The organism is Martinezella tropici, from assembly GCF_003287875.1.
In the GTDB taxonomy this organism is placed as follows: domain Bacteria; phylum Pseudomonadota; class Alphaproteobacteria; order Rhizobiales; family Rhizobiaceae; genus Rhizobium; species Rhizobium tropici_C.
Map to the genome: position 1 here is coordinate 1 of NZ_QMKK01000016.1, position 16,567 is coordinate 16,567.

Sequence of the window (16,567 nt, forward strand, 5' to 3'; positions counted from 1 at the left end):
GCTTACGCTGGTGACGCGGGGTGGAGCAGCCCGGTAGCTCGTCAGGCTCATAACCTGAAGGCCGCAGGTTCAAATCCTGCCCCCGCAACCAATTACAAAAAAAGCCCGCTTCAAGCGGGCTCAGACTGCTGACAAACCCCGTCAAATTTTGGCGGGGTTTTGTATTTCTGGTGTGTTTGTTTCCTGGGTTGCGGCATTGAAGGGAGATCGGTCCTGCTCCTGTGATTCATGCGAGGCTCGGTTTGGGTGTCTTTGTGAGCGCCATCGCGATCTTCTTGATGTTCTGGGCTGCGGCGGCCATCAGGCACTGGCATCGGACTTTGATGAGACTTCGGAAGCGGGCGTAGCGATGGCCGTGCAGCTGCTTGGCATCGGCAAAGGAACGCTCGACCGTCTCCTTGCGTCTTTTGTAGATCGCCTTGCCCCAGGATGTGAGACGGTGACCGTCGGTGCGCTCGCGGGCATCGGCCCAAACGTGCCGGGTGATGGTGCGGATGGCCTTGCCGTTGGACGTGCACGACGCCAGAAGCGGGCAGGTGCCGCAGATGGCAGGATCGGATGTGTAATGCTTGTAGCCGTTGCGGTCGGTGGTGGCGTAGGTGAGAAGCTGGCCTTGCGGACAGCGATAGCCATCGGCTCGCTGATCGTAGACGAAGCTGTTCTTGCGCATCATGCCGGCTTTGGGCGGGGTCGGATTGCGATAGCCGGTGACACCGAGGATGGCGCGGTCCTCCAGGCCTTGGGCGATGCCTGAGGTGGCATAGCCGGCATCCAGCCCGACAGCCTTCACATCGAAGCCGAAGCGTTGGCACTGCCGGTCGAGCCTGCCGAGATAGACGATGCTGTCATGCACGTTGGCCGGCGTCACATGGGTATCGGTGATGATCGCATGTCGGCCGTCCACCGTGCGATGATCGAGATAGAAGAAGCCCTTCGGCTTGCCGTCACGCACCATGTAGCCGCTCTGGGGATCGGTGCGCGACACCTTGGTCTCCTTGATCTCGGCCTGGCGCTCCCCGTCCTTCAGCGGCTTCTGGCCATGCAGCTTGCGCTCCGCGTCGATCGCCCGGTCGAGGTCGGCCCAGTAGTCGGCACGCGATTTCTCGATCATGGCCAGATCGTATTTGCCCTTGTTGGCATTGGCCTTCAGATGGGTACTGTCCGTATAGAGTACCGTGCCGTCCACCAGCCCGTGGGAAACCGCCTGTTCAACGATGTGGTCGAAGATATCCTGGGCCACCGACGTATCGTTGAAGCGTCGGCGGCGGTTCTGCGACAGGGTCGACGCATCGAACACGCCATCCGTCAGCTTCATCCTGAGAAACCAGCGATAGGCGACATTGACCTCGATCTCGCGCACCAGCTGCCGCTCGGAGCGAATGCCGTAGAGGTAGCCGATGAACAGCGCCTTGAACATCAGCGTCGGATCAAGCGGCGGGCGGCCATTGTCGGCGCAGTACAAGCCGGCAACGCGATCGTGGATGAACGAGAAGTCGATCACCGCGTCTATTCGGCGCAGAAGGTGATCCTTCGGCACAAGACTGTCGAGCGTCACCATCTCGAGAGCCGTCTGTTCGGGAGCAGGTTTCTTCAGCATGTCCCATTGAATCAAAAACCTCCGGCTGACGCCAGAGGTTTGTCAGCAGTCTGAGCCCGCTTCAAGCGGGCTTTTTGCGTTCTGCCAACGCCGAAAGCATCCAACCAATCAGCCCCCAGAAAAAAGCCTAACCAAACCACGCTCCACAATACAAAGCCGCCTAACAAAACAATAACCTCCCCAAGCACTAAACAATCGCTGGCCCAAAGCATAAACGCAAATCCCAATCCTAGCGCCGCTCCCACATCGCAGCGCAGGATTGTGGGAATCGGCCATTTCCCCGCCGCGCGGACCACGATGAGGTCGTGAAGCTGCGGGCCGATTCCGCCCTCCCGCACAAGGAAGGTTTCCGTGGCGAGGTCTCGCCATGCGATGCGATCGCACTGCGCCAACGGGTAGGCTTCCCGCATGACGACCATAAGGCGGTCGTGCCAGATGATGCGGGAATGCAGATCGGGGATTTCGTGGGTGCAGGCCATGAAGGCAACGTCAAGCTGGTCTTCCCGCACCATGAACTGTGCGTCTCTTGCTGTGCCTTCGGTGATGTGCAGACCAACGCCAGCATGAAGGCTGCGGAAGCGGTCCAGCAGCCGGTCGCGAAACCCGCCTGATGCGAGAGAATGAACTCCGGTGTGAAGTTCTCCTTCCTCGCCGCGCGCGCATCCCGGCGGTTTTGATGGCATGGTCAAGAATTTCCACGGCATCATCGACCTGATCGACAAAGCGGCGTCCTGTCTCGGTCAGCCGGACGCCGCGTGTCTTTCGGTCGAAGAGGATGATGCCAAGGTCTTGCTCCAATGCCCTGATCCGCAAACTGACACTTGACTGGTTGGTTCCGAGGGCGTGAGCTGCGCCACGAAAGCTAAGATACTCTGCAACAGCGAGCGTCTGAATCAGGGCGACCATCGGGATGCGGCCGCCAGCAATAGTAATTACCCGTTCTTCGCCCAGTGCCTTACTTCGCCGCCCACGCATTCCGTCGCCCTAGGCGCAAATTCTGCGCCCGGTTTCCAAATCGGATCGGATTGAACCTGCGCAGCGCGCCACTGGTGGTACGGTCTTTGACGTTACCCTGAGCCAACAATTCGGCCTCAGGCAAGAGATCGATATTCCTCATAAGCGATCCTGTAGGTTGCGCTCCTTCGCTCGACTTGAGCGAAACCGAGTTCGCCAAGGTGCATCCCCGCAATTAGTAGGTGTTCCGAACTGGCAAGGTCCAGCAGCCTCGTTCGTGTCTCGGCGGCGAGATGTGCATCCTGATCGAACGCAATCGACACGTCGGGCCGCGGAATCTGAATCTCGGGGAAATGGACAATATCTCCCCAAACCAGCAGATTTTGACCGCCGGATTCGAGGCGATATCCGGTGTGCCCCGCGGTATGGCACGGAAGCGGAACCGCCGACATGCCGAGAAGGACCTCACCGGCATCGAAGGTGCGCAGCCGCTCGCGATAGCCGTCGAATGCCTGACGGGCCACGAGGAAGTTGCCACGGGCGCGTTCGGGCGCACGGTTCAGATTGCTGTCGTCCTGCCAGAACGCGGCTTCCCGACGGTGGACGACAAGTTCGGCATTCGGAAAGACGGCTTCCCCTGAAGCGTCCATCAGCCCTCCAACATGATCAGGATGGGCGTGCGTCAACAGGATCGCGTCGATCTCCGAAGGCTGAATGCCCGCGAGCAGCAAAGTGGTCTTCAATCGGCCGCCCCATTGCTTGAGGCCGCCCGCACCTGCGTCTATCAGAACCGTGCGGCCGCCTCCGCGCACCAGATAGCAGTTGATATGGATCGAGGTATGATCCGCTATCCCTGCTTTTTCCTGCATACGCGAGGCGTCAACCGGGTCGATGTTCGCGAGAAAATCGAAACTGGTATGGAGATAGCCATCACTGACGGCAGTGATCGTCAAGTCACCGATCTGATGGTTGGGTAATACGAGACTAGACATGGTTCTCCTCCAGGCGTCGGCTCAATTTCGTGCGTGGATGCTCGAGGCTTCATAGCCAAAGCAACGGATGCGCGCGGTGAGGTCGGTATTGCGTCTTATGGCGTCGTCCAGCCCCTCCATGAACTGCGCCATGACCGGCTGCGTCCGAAATGGCTCAAGGCGATATCGGATTTCCGCGAAAGCGGGGTGCCCCCGACCGTGCCGGACAGAGACATAGACGATATGCACTTTCTCCAACGCGGCCCGAAGGATGCCGGTGCAAAGTTCGGTGCATTGCTCCGTGAGGCCTACGAGAGCTGCGTCCGGCGGCATCCTGTCCGCAGGAATGTAGATCGTGACATTCGGCATCGGTGCTACCGCGCCTTCCCGACAGCGGCGTTACCGTCGTTCGTCAACTGCGCCGTCATCGGCACATAGACATGGACGCCTTCCGGAAGATGTTCGATGTCAGGCGCATTGCCGCGCTCCACCTTGGCGAGCCAGCGGTGTTCCGGGAACTTCTCCATAGCGACCGCGTGCATCGCATATGGGGTGAGGCCCAGCCGGGTCAGCGGCTCGGGGCCTGCTGCGCTGGACGCCAGATATTCGCCATCGCCAATCGCTGGCGCGCGCTCGACGCCGCCGTAGAGGTTCCGGTGCCAGTCGATGATGTGCTGCTGCCAGCGTGCGAAATTGCCGCCGCCCTTATGGCGATATTCCTCACCCGTCAGAATATCGAGGCCATCAATCGAATGAAGGGCGAGATAGACAGGGCAGCCGGGGCTCAACGCCTTGAAACGCTGCGAAGTATGGAAGCCGCTCACAGAAATGAGCGCTGGCAGTTTGTCCAGGCTGTAAAAGTCGTTCCATTCCGCTTCGCTGGCTGGATCAGCAAAGCTGCATTCTACCGTATAGATCATCGCGCCACCTTCGACCGAAAGCGCAGCGCTTCCGGCTTGTCTATCGTTGATATTTTCTCATGATGGATCGCCAATTCTTGCCTGTATATCGATATTGAATCATGCTTCAGTGATTGAATATCAAGGTGGCAGGGGGGCGAATGCCAAGCCATCCTGTCAGGAGCCGTCATGCGCCGCAAGATTCCCAGCAATTCCGCACTCATGGCGTTCGAGGCGTCCGCTCGTCATGGAAGCTTCGCGCGCGCTGCCGACGAGCTGGCTCTGACCGAAGGGGCGATCAGCCGCCAGATCGCTCGGCTGGAAGCGTTCCTCGGCGTCACGCTGTTCGAGCGGGTCGGCAATCGCGTTCGGCTTCTGCCAAATGGAGAGCGTTATGCGCTTCAGGTTCGCGAGACGCTCGACCGGCTGGAACGAGACAGCCAATACCTAATGGGGCAGCCCAGCGATGGCGCGAGCCTCGACATCGCCACCATCCCGACCTTTGCGACGCGCTGGCTTATTCCACGATTGGCGCGGTTCCGCGAAGTGCACCCGAATATCACCGTGCATCTTGCCGAACGGATGGAGCCTTTTGTGCTTGCCGGAAGCGGTTTCGATGCCGCGATCCATTTCGAGCACCCCGCATGGACGGGAATGAGAACGCATCGCCTGTTGCAAGAGACATTGGTTCCCGTTTGCCATCCGGCTCTTCTCGGTAAAGGCGAAGGCATGGCATCTCTCGATGAACTGCCGCGCCTTCATCGACGCCAGAACGCGGACGTCTGGCAACGCTATGCGCAGGAAACAGGTATCGAGCTAACCAACCCTGCGGTTGGTGCCCGTTACGATCTTCACTCCATGCAAATCGAAGCCGCGTTGGCCGGCCTCGGCGTTGCGCTGGTGCCGCGCCTCTATATCGAAGCCGAATTGGCGGAAGGTCGCTTGGTCGCACCCTGGCCTGATGGCACGTCGATCTCCAAGACCTTCTGCCTCATCCTGCCGGAGCCGATCCGATTGAGTGGGGGACCAATACAAGTGTTCGCAAACTGGCTTATCAAAGAAGCTCGATCGTCAAACCCAATGCTTTGATGTCAGGCAGCGCTGCGATGTGGGGTCCGCTCCGCCCGCCATCGGTTACGTCCGATCCTGCTGCGGTTGAGTCCTTTCATGCGCGTCTGCTGGACGTTCCGCCTCGAACGCCTCTTTCCGCTTTCCGGCCCACAGTTCCCGCGCCCGTTCACCGTCTTCGCTGTTAAGCTTTTCGGCCATTCAGATGAGCGCGCCGAGCATGACGGCGCGATCATCGTTCGTCAGTTCGACAACGCCGGATTTGACGACGAGCCCGCCGAGTTCGATCAGATGGCGCGTCCGCTTTCGTCGCTCGATCTGCCACGTCCGCATGTCAGTTCTGGCCTTCGCCGCCCGATGCCGGTTGCGTGCCGAACGGTCGCGCCTGAGTGCCGCCGCTGTCGCCGTCATTTGCCGGTTGAGATCGGCGTAATTTCCCCCGAAACCATGCTGCTCTTGATTGTCTTCCAGACTTAGTCGTTGCGCTACAATGGGGTAGAATGGTAGAAGATTGGTTGATTAGGTAGAAGCGGAGCACCTCCACATGAGCCTCAACGTGAAAGATCCCGAAGCGCATCGCCTGGCTCAGGCGATTGCCCATGCGACCGGGCAGAGCATGAGCCGTGTCGTGACCGACGCGCTGCGGGAGCGGTATGCACAAATCGAAAAACAGAGGGGTAGGGCCTCCGTCGAAGAGCTTCTGGCGATCGCTGACAGGGCCGCGGTTCACCTGAAGCGGCCTTACGCCGATCACGCCGAGCTCCTCTATGACGAGGACGGCCTGCCGAAATGATTATCGATACATCCGCCATGGTGGCGATCCTCTACGGTGAACCGGAGGCAGCTGCCTTCACGCGACTGATCCACGATTCCACAGCCAGCCGGATCAGTGTGGCGAACTATCTGGAACTGTCCATGGTGATCGAGAAACAGCTCGGGCCGGAAGGTATGAGGCAGGCCGATGCCTTCTTCCGCCGTGCAGCGATCGATATCGAACCTGTAACAGTTGAACAGGGTCATCTGGCGCGCGAGGCATTCCTCGATTTCGGGAAGGGCCGGCACAAGGCCGGGCTGAATTTCGGCGACTGCTTTGCCTACGCTCTCGCCAAGGATTTCGGAGAACCGTTGCTGTTCAAGGGCAACGACTTCACCGAGACGGATATCCGTTCGGCTACGTGACTTCGTGGCTGATAGCGACCGGATCAACCCCGCGACGTTTCAGGCAATCTCCAATCCGTTTGTGTAGGCGTTTAAGGGCAGGGGACTGTTCCGTGGTTCAGAGCTATGACTGCCGATCCACGGGGTGTTATTTGTAAGCGTATAGGCGACCCCACGTAGCATAGCGGCTCGATATCGCTCATTTTCCGCATGAATCATGCGGGGAATTCTATGAGTGAAGATATGAATCAGGGCCGGACGTTCGTGATTCTGACGGCTGAACCCGTCCGGAAGCGGCGAAAGCCGAAGTTTTGGTCAGATAAGGATAAGGCTCTGATCCTGGAGCAAGCGCTCGTTCCGGGCGCGAACATCTCTGCGGTTGCGCGTGCCCACGACATGGATCCTTCTCAGCTTTTTGGTTGGCGACGCGCGGCACTTGCGTCCGGCGCGGTTCGGCGGCTTGATCAGGCACCCGAAGAGGAGGTGTCTGCGGAGACTGTTGAGTAATTCCTGCGCGGCCCAGACCGGATGCCTACCCACGGCGGCTCGGACGTGCCAGGGCCAAAAATGTCATTGTTATGGTGCCAGCTTTGGTATGTCCCGCGTGAACAATCGCAGGAATGATTAGTTGCGAGCCCCCACAACCAAATTTTCCCATGACAACGATGTATTACCGCCGCTCGATCTGGAGGGTGGCATCGCGTATTCCTGACAATCGCCCCCAGGCCCATATCACGAGAACCTTGACGAACCACATTGGTTCACCAATAATTATAGTGAACCAAAGAAAGTTAGATGCCATGACTGCTGCATTTACTGTGCGGGTTTCGGATGAAACCGCGGACAAGCTTAATCAGATCGCGGAAAAGCTGGATCGCTCCCGCGCGTACATGGCGGCCGAGGCCATCGAGGCGTTTGTTGAACAGCAAGAGTGGCAGCTCGCCGAGATCGAGGCTGGGTTGGCCGAAGCCAACCGGGGTGAATTTGCCAGCGATGATGATGTGGCGAAGGTTGTCGGCAAGTACGTCAAGTCTGCCCGTCAATCATGAGTCGGAAACGCATCCGCTGGACGCTGCGAGCGTTGCGGCGGCTTGATGAGATTGGTGAGTATATCCAGAAAGACGATCCAGACGCTGCTGCGCGTGTTGTCGCGCGGATTGTGTCGGCTGCTGACATACTGGCGGACTTTCCGGCGACGGGACGTGCCGGCCGCATCAAGGGCACCCGTGAAGTGGTGCTCGCGGATATTCCCTACATAATTCCATACCGCGTCAATCAGGACATTGAGATTATCACCGTCATGCATGCTCATCAGCGGTGGCCGCAGACGTTTTGACGCGCCGGATACTTTGACGGAATCGCCCTGAGGATAGGGGCGGGACAACCGCTGTTCATCGCATAGCCCCTGATTAGTCAGTTGCCTCCCGTCCATGTGACAAGCGGCTGTCGTCGGCTTCCGATCGCAAAAGGCTGCGGTGTTTGCCCCGGCCACCTTCCTGTCGTTCTCCGTTACCGGCTGAGCCACGCGGCCGGAACGGTCGGGGTATGCGCCCGGTTTCTGCCGCCGGCAATCGGCTGCCCGCTCCATTCGCTACGCTCCCGTGTTGCCGTTGCCTGCGTCCGCCTTCGGCTCAGAAAACGCGGTCGCCAAAATCCCCCGACCGGCCACGATAGGCGCAGCCGGATAACCAACGGGAGAACCGAACATGAAACCGACCCAAAAGAGCAAACCCGACTACGCCGTCTATGTTGTAGAGGGAGAAGGCGACAAAGCGCATTGGACGAGAGTAGGCGCGGGATGGACACATAGTGACGGCGAAGGCATCAACATCACGCTTACAGCCCTGCCGCTCAACGGGCGCTTGACCATCCGCAAGCCGAAAACCGAACAGAACGACGCATAATGCGCCCCGCCGCAACACCATCCTGTACGGCGACTGCATCTCCTTGATGCAGCGCCTGCCGGGCGGGGCCCGGCGAAGGCATTGGTCGCAACCGCCAGAGCCAAAGTGGCGAACGAAATCGTTCTTGCGCTGAGAGACATTAATAACTCCATACGAAACCCATGCGCCACCCGTTGGCTCGCAAGGTCTCTGTTTGCGTTGGAGAACCGGAAACGGTTCCTGCTTCTCTCCCGTGCCGCCCGTCTCGGGAAACGGATCGGTGTTAGGAGATGCAGGTTATTTTGCTCGTCAGAATTGCGGGTACATTGCAGGGTTTTTGAAATATCACAAAATTATCAAGTATTTTTAGATAATTGCGTAGATTTCTTTAACTATATTGTAAGAAAGAGCGCGGCCGCCAATATGCTGAATAGGAATGGGCAGCCGCTGAAGACAGCCCCAAAGGTGTGCAATTTCCGGCGCTTTTGTTTCGGTGGCGATGGTCGCCGGCCCATTGAGGATCGAGGCGATCATATTCCTGGGTTTAAAGGCCTATTCGCAGCGCTGGCCGCTTGCGCGGTCGAAGAGATGCAGCGAGCTCGCGTCGAAGCCGAGCCTGAATGTCTGTCCCTCCGCGATCACGGTGCGCGGCGGCAGGCAGGCCATCAGCCGCTGCGAACCCGCCTTCGCGGTCACGATCAGCTCGGGGCCGGTCAACTCTGCCACTTCGCAGATCGTCTCAAGCAAGCCGTGCTCATCAAGACGCAGGGTTTCCGGCCGGATACCGACCACAAGCTGCTGTCCTTGGCTGATGCCAGCTTTCGTCGCTGGCATCGGCAGCGTGATCGAGGTTCCGTCGATGCGGAGCGAACCCTGATCGGCGGTCGCATTCAAAAGGTTCATCGGCGGCGCGCCGACGAAGGTCGCGACATAGAGCGTTGCCGGATGATTGTAGATCTCGTCCGGCGCGCCGAGCTGTTCGATACGGCCGTCGCGCATCACGGCAATGCGGGTCGCGAGCGTCATCGCTTCGATCTGGTCGTGTGTGACATAGACGACGGTGGTCTTCAGCATCTGGTGCAGGCGCTTCAGCTCGGTGCGCATCTCCATGCGCAGCTTGGCGTCGAGATTGGAGAGCGGTTCGTCGAAGAGGAAGACTTCCGGCTTGCGTACCAGCGCCCGGCCAATCGCCACGCGCTGGCGCTGGCCGCCGGAAAGCTGGCTCGGCTTGCGTTCCAGCAGCGCCTCGATCTGCAAAAGCTTCGCCGTCTCGCGCACCGCCTTGTCGCGCTCTGCTGCAGGCACTTTGCGCATTTCGAGGCCGAAGCCGATGTTGCGATGAACGGAGAGGTTCGGATAGAGCGCATAGGACTGGAACACCATGGCGATGTCGCGGTCCTTCGGATGCACGCCGAGCACGGAGCGCTCGCCGATGCGGATATCGCCGCTGGTGGCCTCAGCAAGCCCAGCGATGATGTTCAAAAGCGTGGACTTGCCGCAGCCAGACGAGCCGAGCAGAACCAGGAACTCACCGCTTTCGAGCGAAATATCGATGCCTTTCAGTGTCTCCACTTCGCCGTAGCTCTTGCGGATGTTCTGGATTTCGAGCGCGCTCATTGAACGGCCTCCTCGGATGCTTGGGCCGGGCCGTAGCTGCGCGGCAGTGTGGAAATGGCGCGGGACGCGACCGCGGTCCCCGCCGAAAGGCAGGCCGCAGGCGGCTCGCCGCGGGCAAGGGCGGCCAGGAAGCCGGCATTGAAGACATCGCCGGCGCCGATCGTGTCGACGACAATAACCTTTGGTGCCGCGGCCGAAGCCAGCACGCCGTCGGCATCGATGGCGATCGCACCGTCCGGACCGCGCTTGACGACGAAGATCGCGCCTTCGGGCATCAGGGTATGGAGCGCGCGAGCGGCTTCGGCCGGATCATTCATGCCGGCCAAGGTCGTCGTCTCGACCTCGTTCATGAGCGCTACGCCGCAGCGGGAAAGCCAGCGCCGCGTGGCGTCGCAATTCTCCTTGGTCCAGCCATCGAGCGGCCAACCGGTGTCGAGTGCGACGGTGATCCCGTGCTTGTCAGCCCAGTCGAACAAGGCATCGTAATCCCGCGTGAGATCTTCTGTGAGGAAGGCGCCGCAGAGCAGCGCATAGCCGCCAGCAAGCTTCTCGCCGTTGAGAACCGTAAACACGTCATCGAGATTGAACCTCGGCAGGTGGCCGCGCGTGGTGAAGAACGTACGCTCGCCATCGGGATGGGTGATGCCGACCGAGAGCGTCGTGCTCTCAGGGCTGACAGGCCATTTGCTGCTGCGCGCGCCAAATGCCTCGCTGAGCCAGCGTCCGAACTGATCGCTGCCGACATTGGCCGCGATCTCGTAATCAACGCCGAGGCCCTCCCAGGCAAGCGCGCTATTGCCCGCCTGACCGCCGACGCGCAGTTCGTCATGATCGACGATGATCTCCGTGCCGGCCCTTGGCCATGGCGCCGCCGGTCCGAGGATCAGGTCAATATTGACATTGCCGATGACTGCAAGCGGCTTCATTCATTCGCTCCGGGTGATCTTGGTGGAGCGTATCGGCGTGCCGGCATTCTCCACGCGCTCGTCGGCAAAGGCGATCATCAGCGACTGGGCGACGGGCAGCATCTGGAAGATGGCGGCAAGTCCGGTTTCCGGCTTGAAGCGCAGCGTGACACAGCCGGGCACCGGTTCTTCCTCGGAGCCATCGAAGACGATCACTGGGGCACCCGTCTCGACTGCGGAAACGGCCATGGCCGTTACGAGGTCCGCCGTCGCATCATTGCCCCGGAACAGCACCGCGCCGATCGTGGGGCCAAGCATTTCCATCGGACCATGTCGCAGCTGGCCTCCTTCGAGCGAGAAGCACGGACGGCGGGACAGTTCGGTGAGGCCGAGCGCAAGAGCCTCGGCCACGCCCTGCAGGCGGCGGCCCGAGGTGACGACTGTGGCGACATTGGCGAGTGCTGCGAGCGCAGGCTTAATATCGAGCGTTTCAGGCGTGCGAAGCACGGCGAGCGCAGGCGCCGGATCCTGCCCGAGGGCGGTGAAGATCGCCAGATGCAGCGCGAAGGTGACGGTGAGGCTGCGGGTTGCCGCAAAGGCAAGCTCGGTACCGCCGGCGCCGACAAGAGAAAGCGCGTTTTTTGCAAGAAAGGAGCTGCCCTCCAGCGTCAGGCCGAAAGTATCGGCAGTGCCGCCCGTCTCGTTGAACCAGCGCAGCACTTCGGCGCTTTCACCGGATTGCGAGGTCATGAAGATCGTGCGGCCATCAAGCGACAGCGGCTGGCCGAGCTGTTCGGAGAGCGGCAGGGCGATCGCATCGATGCCGGCGGCGCGATAGAGCGGCTCGACGGCGCGGTTGACAGCATGCGAGCCGCCCATGCCGAGTAGCAAGAGCCTGCCGGTGCGCTTCAGCGAGGCAGCGGCCTTGGCGGCCATATCGCTCGCAGCCTCGAAGGAGGCAAGTGCATCGGCATGCTGGCGGGCCATTTCGCGGTCGATGGCAGCAAGGCCTGCGGGGCGAGTTTTCTCTTGGGTCATGGTCATCCCTTGACGCCGCCATTGGTCAGGCCCGAGATCAGGGCACGTTGCATGACAAGGCCGATCAGCACCGGGGGCAGGGCGGCTAGCACACCGGCAGTCGCGATCAGTCCGTAATCCGAGACACGGCCGCCGGCGAGATCGGCAATGGCGACAGTGAGGGTCTTGGCGCGCTGGTCCGAGGTAAAGAGCAGCGCATAGAAGAATTCATCCCAGGCTAGCAGGAAGGCAAAAAGCGCCGAGGTCGCCATCACGGGCATCGCAAGCGGCAGTGTGATGATTCGCAGCGTCTGGAACAGCCCGGCGCCATCGATCATGGCAGCCGCTTCGATCTCCTTCGGAATGGAATCGAAGCCGGATTTCATCAGCCAGGTCGTGAATGGCGCGAGAATCGTCAGATAGACGAGCACCAGGCCGAAAACGTTGTTGAGCATGCCGAGATGGGCAAGGCCCATATAGAGCGGCACGGCAAGCGCCACCGGCGGCAGCATATAGGTGGCGATGACCATGGAAAGTGACCATCCGACGGACGGCGTGCGCGACACGGCCCAGCCGGCGGGGATAGCGAGCGCGATCGCCGCGATGGTCGCCATGCCTGCGACTTCGATGCTGTTGCGCAGCGACGAGGTGAAGGCGGCACCCTCGCTGTTTTCCAGCGTCGACAGCAGCAGCTTGTAGCGCGAGAAATCCGCCGTCTGCGGCCACCAGCGCAACGGCTTGGCAGCGAGATCGGCAGCCGGCGAAATGCTCATGATGAAGAGCCAGGCGATCGGTGCCAGGATAACGATGGCGAGGAGGAGGGCGCAGACATAGATGAAACAGGTGAAGAGCGGGCTTTGGCGTTCCATCAGGCGGCACTCCCTGCGGTTTTGCGCACTAGGGCGGCATAGGCCGCGGCAAGTAGCGTGACCAGCAGCGTGACGATGAGGGCGAGTGACGCGCCGGACCCCGCTCGCTGGAAGGAGAAAGCCTCCTGATAGACGAGGATCGATAGTGTGCGCGTGCTGTTTGCCGGGCCGCCGCGCGTCATCACCCAGATGATGTCAAAGACCTTGAAGGCCTCGATGGTGCGCAGCACCAGCGCCACCATAAGCGGCCCCACAAGATAGGGAAGGATGACGAAGCGGAAGCGCTTGAAGGGGCCGGCGCCATCAACCAGCGAGGCGGCCGTGATATCACGCGGCACGGCCTGCAGGGCGGCGAGCGCAATCAGCGCCACGAGCGGGAAATTCTTCCAGCAGTCGGCGACGATGAGCGCCGTCAGCGCCGTGCCCGGTTCGCCGAGCCAGGAGCGGTAGGCGTCGATGAGGCCAAGCTGAGTGAGGGCTGCGTTGAGCGCGCCATATTCGGGATTGTAGATCAGCCGCCACAGTGTCGCGTTGACGACGGTCGGCAGCGCCCAGGGCAGGATCATCAGCGCGCGCAGCACGCCGCGGCCCTTGAAATTCTGGTTCAGCAGCAGGGCGGCCAGCACGCCCAGCACCATTTCGGCGGCAACGGAGACGATCGCGAACCAGGCCGTGGTAATCAGGGTGCGCTGGAAATTGGAGTTCGCCAGCATCTTGGTGTAGTTGTCGATGCCGACGAAATTGCCGCCGGTTCCCACCAGCTTGGCATCAGTGAAAGAAAGGCCGACCGTGTCGACGAGAGGCCAGCCGATGACGGCGATCATCACCACAAGCAGCGGCAGCATCAAAAGCCAGGCACGAGTTGTCATGGAGGTGCCGGACATGGCAGGCCCCTTCTTTCATTCTTCATGGAGGAGGTAAGAGGCGGGCGGCGATTGGCGCCGCCCGATGAGATTATCAGAGACCGCTATTGTCGGCAGCAGACTTCAACGCATCTTCCGGAGAAGACTGGCCGAGCAGCGATTCCTGGATCGCCTGCTGAAGTGCGGTCGACAGTTCCTGATATTTCGGCGTCGTCGGACGCGGATACATGGCAGCGAGGCCGACCTTTGCGGCCGCAATCAGTTCTTCCTGGCCTTTTGTAACGGCCGGATCGCTATAGGACGAGGCCCAGATCGGCAGGCTGAGCTTCGCATACTGGTTCTGCGTTGCCTGCGAGGTCATGAAGGAGATGTACTTCCACGCCTCGTCGGGATGCTTGCTGGCCGACGTGATGCCGAGACCCATCGAGCCGTTCACCGCGGAAGCCTCGCTCTTGCCGGCAACGCCCGGCGCCGGCACGACGCCGACCTTGCCAGCGACCTTGCTGTCCTTAGGGTCGTTCGCCATGTTGTACATGTAGGTCCAGTTCAGCGCGAAGGCGGCATCGCCGTTTTCGAAGACCTTGCGGACATCCTCTTCGAGGAATTCCTTGGAGTTCGGGTTGGTGAGGCCGGACTTGTAGCTGGTGACCATGTATTTCAGGGCATCGAGGCCGCCGCCGGTTTGGAAGTCCGGCTTGCCGTCCTTGATGAAGTCGCCCTTATAGGCGCTGACGAGCGTGGCGTAGTCGCAGATTGCGGCTTCGGCCTGTGACCAGCTCCAGGCGATCGGGGTGGCGAGAAGACCCTTGTCCTTGATGATCTTGGCCTGTTCGTTCAGTTCGTCCCAGGTCTTCGGCGGCGTCTTGATGCCGGCCTTTTCTAGGATTTCCTTGTTATAGAACAGGTACTTGGTATCGAGGATCCACGGCATGCCATAGTACTTGCCGTCATACTGGACCGTCGTCCATGCACCCGGCAGCACGTTCTTCTTCGTGTCGTCAGAGATGCGCGAGGAAACGTCGACCAGAACCTTGTTGGTCGCGTATTCGGCCGGCCAGATCACATCGAAGAGCACGACGTCGTAGCCGCCGCCGGACCCTTGCGCGAGCACGGTCTTGTCGTGCAGGCCTTCATAAGGGACGAATTCGAGATTGACCTTGATGTCTGGATTGGCCTTGGAGAAGGCATCCGTCATGGCACGCACATCGGCTTCGCTATAGGCAGCCTGCGCCATGAAAAGGGCATTGATCGTGGTTTCGGCAAAGGCGTGCGAGGCGAAGGATACGCCGATCAGCGCTGCGCCGAGCAATGTCTTGTTCAATGATTTCAACATTCCAGCCTCCGGTTTTTGACAGTCACGCGATTTTTCCAATGGCGGCTGACGTCGCCATCAGTTGTCGAGCAGGCAATTGGCCGGGTTGGCTGCCGAGCATCGATCGGCGCGTTTTGGAGCTTCAAGGCTCCCTTGCGTTCCCTGATGAAACTCTGTGGTTTCTTTTAAGTCAATTGTCTTGACTAATTTGTTCTTCAATATTCTATTGCTGTCAAGAGGCAAAAACAGATGAACGATATTCGCCCGATCAGGGCTACCAGCGGAACGAACCACGAGGGCACCAGCGCCCATAACCGGCGGGTGATCATCGATGCCCTGCGGTTGAATGGTGCGCTCTCTCGCGCCGATCTCGCCCGCGCCACCCGCCTGACGAAACAGACTGTCTCCAACATCATGGAGGAGCTGGAAAACGATGGGCTCGTCACATCGAGGGAAACGGTGCGCCGCGGCCGCGGCCAGCCTTCGACGCCCTACAGTCTTGTGCCAGAGGGCGCTTTCGCCATCGGCCTGCAGATCGACCGTCACATCACCCGCGCCATCGCCGTCGATCTCGTCGGCAATGTGCTGATACGCAAGGAAGCGAACCTACCGGCAGGTGGACCGGCGACAGGTACGCCCGTCGTCTTGCAGCTCGTGGAAGACGTGCGCAGCGAATTGAAGGAGCGCGTGGCTCAGGCGGAGAAGCGCCTCGTCGGCCTCGGTGCCGCGATGCCGGGTCCGTTCGGAATCGAGCAGGAGGATGCCGACAATCCTTGGATGATGGGTGCCTGGCAGCGCTTTCCGCTGCTGGAAACGCTTTCTGCGGGCACTGGTCTCAACGTCACTCTGCAGAACGACGCCGCGGCCTGCGCGACCGCCGAGCGCATGGTGGGTGCCGCACATGGCCTCGACCATGCCGTCTGCCTCTATGTCGGCTATGGTATCGGTGCCGGGCTCATCCTCGGCGGCGAGCTCTATAGCGGCGCCCATGGCAATGCCGGCGAAATCGGCATGGCGCTGCTGACATCAGGCGGGAGGCAGACCCAGCTGGAGCATCGCGCCTCGCTGGCTTCTCTCTACGATCACCTCGGCGTCGATCCGATGGCGCCTGATATTTATTCGCTGATAGATAAGCGCGCCGCTGCCGACGATCCCGATATCCTTACCTGGATCGAAAGGGCGGCGATCGACCTACGCTGGAGCGTGCAGCTCATCGAAACTATCTTCGATCCGCAGACGGTTATTCTGTGCGGCGGCGCGCCCCCAGCGCTGGCAACGCGGCTGATGGCTGCGATGCAGCCGCTGTTGCCCTCCAATGCCGATCGTCCCGATCGATTGCTGCCGCGCCTGCAGCTCGGCATGACCGATCCTTGGGCAGTGGCGCGCGGTGCGGCGGCGGAGCCGATCGGCCACGCCTTCGATCCGCGTTTCCAGGCGATCTTGAAATCCTAATA

At 60.5% G+C, this 16,567-nt stretch carries 20 protein-coding genes, 1 tRNA gene and 2 pseudogenes; 10 read left to right on the forward strand and 13 right to left on the reverse strand.

Features of this window, described 5'->3' with window-relative positions; all coding sequences use genetic code 11:
• Nucleotides 1-14: 14 nt before the first annotated feature.
• Nucleotides 15-91, forward strand: a tRNA-Met gene (locus tag DQ393_RS01315).
• A gap of 135 nt (nucleotides 92-226) precedes the next feature.
• Here the strand turns inward: DQ393_RS01315 and DQ393_RS01320 are convergent.
• A complete protein-coding gene (locus DQ393_RS01320; protein WP_112340028.1) occupies nucleotides 227-1,597 on the reverse strand; it encodes an IS1182 family transposase in 1,371 nt (456 codons plus the stop codon).
• Between the two features lie 11 nt (nucleotides 1,598-1,608).
• Complete coding sequence (locus tag DQ393_RS01325) at nucleotides 1,609-2,280, reverse strand: LysR substrate-binding domain-containing protein (protein ID WP_210209402.1); 672 nt, start codon at nucleotides 2,278-2,280, stop codon at nucleotides 1,609-1,611.
• Between DQ393_RS01325 and DQ393_RS33665 the strand changes: the two genes are divergently transcribed.
• Nucleotides 2,279-2,422: a hypothetical protein gene (locus DQ393_RS33665; RefSeq protein ID WP_210209403.1), complete on the forward strand. Its 144-nt coding sequence runs from the start codon at nucleotides 2,279-2,281 to the stop codon at nucleotides 2,420-2,422. The two genes, DQ393_RS01325 and DQ393_RS33665, sit on opposite strands and share 2 nt — an antisense overlap.
• Here DQ393_RS33665 and DQ393_RS34265 read toward each other — a convergent pair.
• From DQ393_RS34265 to DQ393_RS01340, 3 genes and pseudogenes are all read right to left on the reverse strand, one after another.
• A pseudogene (locus DQ393_RS34265) lies at nucleotides 2,384-2,572 on the reverse strand (helix-turn-helix domain-containing protein); the annotation flags it as partial. The gene DQ393_RS33665 and the pseudogene DQ393_RS34265 overlap by 39 nt on opposite strands.
• 116 nt (nucleotides 2,573-2,688) lie before the next feature.
• On the reverse strand, nucleotides 2,689-3,543 hold the full coding sequence (locus tag DQ393_RS01330) for an MBL fold metallo-hydrolase (protein ID WP_112340029.1): 855 nt from the start codon (nucleotides 3,541-3,543) through the stop codon (nucleotides 2,689-2,691).
• A 353-nt stretch (nucleotides 3,544-3,896) separates the two neighbouring features.
• Nucleotides 3,897-4,442: a sugar ABC transporter gene (locus tag DQ393_RS01340; protein WP_112340031.1), complete on the reverse strand. Its 546-nt coding sequence runs from the start codon at nucleotides 4,440-4,442 to the stop codon at nucleotides 3,897-3,899.
• Between the two features lie 168 nt (nucleotides 4,443-4,610).
• Between DQ393_RS01340 and DQ393_RS01345 the strand changes: the two genes are divergently transcribed.
• A complete protein-coding gene (locus DQ393_RS01345; RefSeq protein WP_112340032.1) occupies nucleotides 4,611-5,510 on the forward strand; it encodes a LysR substrate-binding domain-containing protein in 900 nt (299 codons plus the stop codon).
• Nucleotides 5,511-5,555: 45 nt separating this feature from the next.
• Here DQ393_RS01345 and DQ393_RS01350 read toward each other — a convergent pair.
• Nucleotides 5,556-5,822 (reverse strand): annotated as a pseudogene (locus DQ393_RS01350) (conjugal transfer protein TraD).
• A gap of 211 nt (nucleotides 5,823-6,033) precedes the next feature.
• Between DQ393_RS01350 and DQ393_RS01355 the strand changes: the two are divergent.
• From DQ393_RS01355 to DQ393_RS01380, 6 genes are all read left to right on the forward strand, one after another.
• Nucleotides 6,034-6,282, forward strand: a complete 249-nt coding sequence (locus DQ393_RS01355; protein ID WP_112340033.1) for a type II toxin-antitoxin system VapB family antitoxin — start codon at nucleotides 6,034-6,036, stop codon at nucleotides 6,280-6,282.
• On the forward strand, nucleotides 6,279-6,668 hold the full coding sequence (locus DQ393_RS01360) for a type II toxin-antitoxin system VapC family toxin (RefSeq protein WP_112340034.1): 390 nt from the start codon (nucleotides 6,279-6,281) through the stop codon (nucleotides 6,666-6,668). The genes DQ393_RS01355 and DQ393_RS01360 overlap by 4 nt, the downstream gene beginning before the upstream one ends.
• A gap of 210 nt (nucleotides 6,669-6,878) precedes the next feature.
• Nucleotides 6,879-7,154, forward strand: a complete 276-nt coding sequence (locus tag DQ393_RS01365) for a transposase (RefSeq protein WP_112340035.1) — start codon at nucleotides 6,879-6,881, stop codon at nucleotides 7,152-7,154.
• Nucleotides 7,155-7,447: 293 nt separating this feature from the next.
• Complete coding sequence (locus tag DQ393_RS01370; protein ID WP_112340116.1) at nucleotides 7,448-7,696, forward strand: CopG family ribbon-helix-helix protein; 249 nt, start codon at nucleotides 7,448-7,450, stop codon at nucleotides 7,694-7,696.
• Nucleotides 7,693-7,983 carry a type II toxin-antitoxin system RelE/ParE family toxin gene (locus DQ393_RS01375; RefSeq protein ID WP_112340036.1) on the forward strand — a complete coding sequence of 97 codons (291 nt, stop codon included), beginning with the start codon at nucleotides 7,693-7,695 and terminating at the stop codon, nucleotides 7,981-7,983. The genes DQ393_RS01370 and DQ393_RS01375 overlap by 4 nt, the downstream gene beginning before the upstream one ends.
• A 370-nt stretch (nucleotides 7,984-8,353) precedes the next feature.
• Nucleotides 8,354-8,551 carry a hypothetical protein gene (locus tag DQ393_RS01380; RefSeq protein WP_112340037.1) on the forward strand — a complete coding sequence of 66 codons (198 nt, stop codon included), beginning with the start codon at nucleotides 8,354-8,356 and terminating at the stop codon, nucleotides 8,549-8,551.
• A 345-nt stretch (nucleotides 8,552-8,896) separates the two neighbouring features.
• Here DQ393_RS01380 and DQ393_RS33295 read toward each other — a convergent pair whose 3' ends face one another.
• The 7 genes from DQ393_RS33295 to DQ393_RS01410 all read right to left on the reverse strand — a co-directional run bounded on the left by DQ393_RS33295 (nucleotide 8,897) and on the right by DQ393_RS01410 (nucleotide 15,134).
• The gene (locus DQ393_RS33295; protein WP_181592267.1) at nucleotides 8,897-9,064 is read right to left on the reverse strand and encodes a hypothetical protein; all 168 of its coding nucleotides are present in this window, start codon (nucleotides 9,062-9,064) and stop codon (nucleotides 8,897-8,899) included.
• 18 nt (nucleotides 9,065-9,082) lie between these two features.
• Nucleotides 9,083-10,147: an ABC transporter ATP-binding protein gene (locus tag DQ393_RS01385; protein ID WP_112340038.1), complete on the reverse strand. Its 1,065-nt coding sequence runs from the start codon at nucleotides 10,145-10,147 to the stop codon at nucleotides 9,083-9,085.
• Nucleotides 10,144-11,073: a PfkB family carbohydrate kinase gene (locus DQ393_RS01390; protein WP_112340039.1), complete on the reverse strand. Its 930-nt coding sequence runs from the start codon at nucleotides 11,071-11,073 to the stop codon at nucleotides 10,144-10,146. Before DQ393_RS01390 ends, DQ393_RS01385 begins: the two co-directional genes overlap by 4 nt.
• Nucleotides 11,074-12,096 (reverse strand): SIS domain-containing protein, encoded by a 1,023-nt coding sequence (locus DQ393_RS01395; protein ID WP_112340040.1) that lies wholly within the window; start codon nucleotides 12,094-12,096, stop codon nucleotides 11,074-11,076. It lies immediately after the preceding gene.
• Nucleotides 12,093-12,938, reverse strand: a complete 846-nt coding sequence (locus DQ393_RS01400) for a carbohydrate ABC transporter permease (RefSeq protein ID WP_112340041.1) — start codon at nucleotides 12,936-12,938, stop codon at nucleotides 12,093-12,095. Before DQ393_RS01400 ends, DQ393_RS01395 begins: the two co-directional genes overlap by 4 nt.
• Entirely contained in the window at nucleotides 12,938-13,822 is an 885-nt protein-coding gene (locus DQ393_RS01405) for a carbohydrate ABC transporter permease (protein ID WP_112340042.1), read from the reverse strand. The genes DQ393_RS01400 and DQ393_RS01405 overlap by 1 nt, the downstream gene beginning before the upstream one ends.
• A gap of 73 nt (nucleotides 13,823-13,895) precedes the next feature.
• Nucleotides 13,896-15,134 (reverse strand): extracellular solute-binding protein, encoded by a 1,239-nt coding sequence (locus tag DQ393_RS01410; RefSeq protein WP_112340043.1) that lies wholly within the window; start codon nucleotides 15,132-15,134, stop codon nucleotides 13,896-13,898.
• Between the two features lie 228 nt (nucleotides 15,135-15,362).
• Here DQ393_RS01410 and DQ393_RS01415 point away from each other — a divergent pair, with 228 nt between their 5' ends.
• A complete protein-coding gene (locus tag DQ393_RS01415; protein ID WP_112340044.1) occupies nucleotides 15,363-16,565 on the forward strand; it encodes an ROK family transcriptional regulator in 1,203 nt (400 codons plus the stop codon).
• The last annotated feature ends 2 nt before the right edge of the window (nucleotides 16,566-16,567 follow it).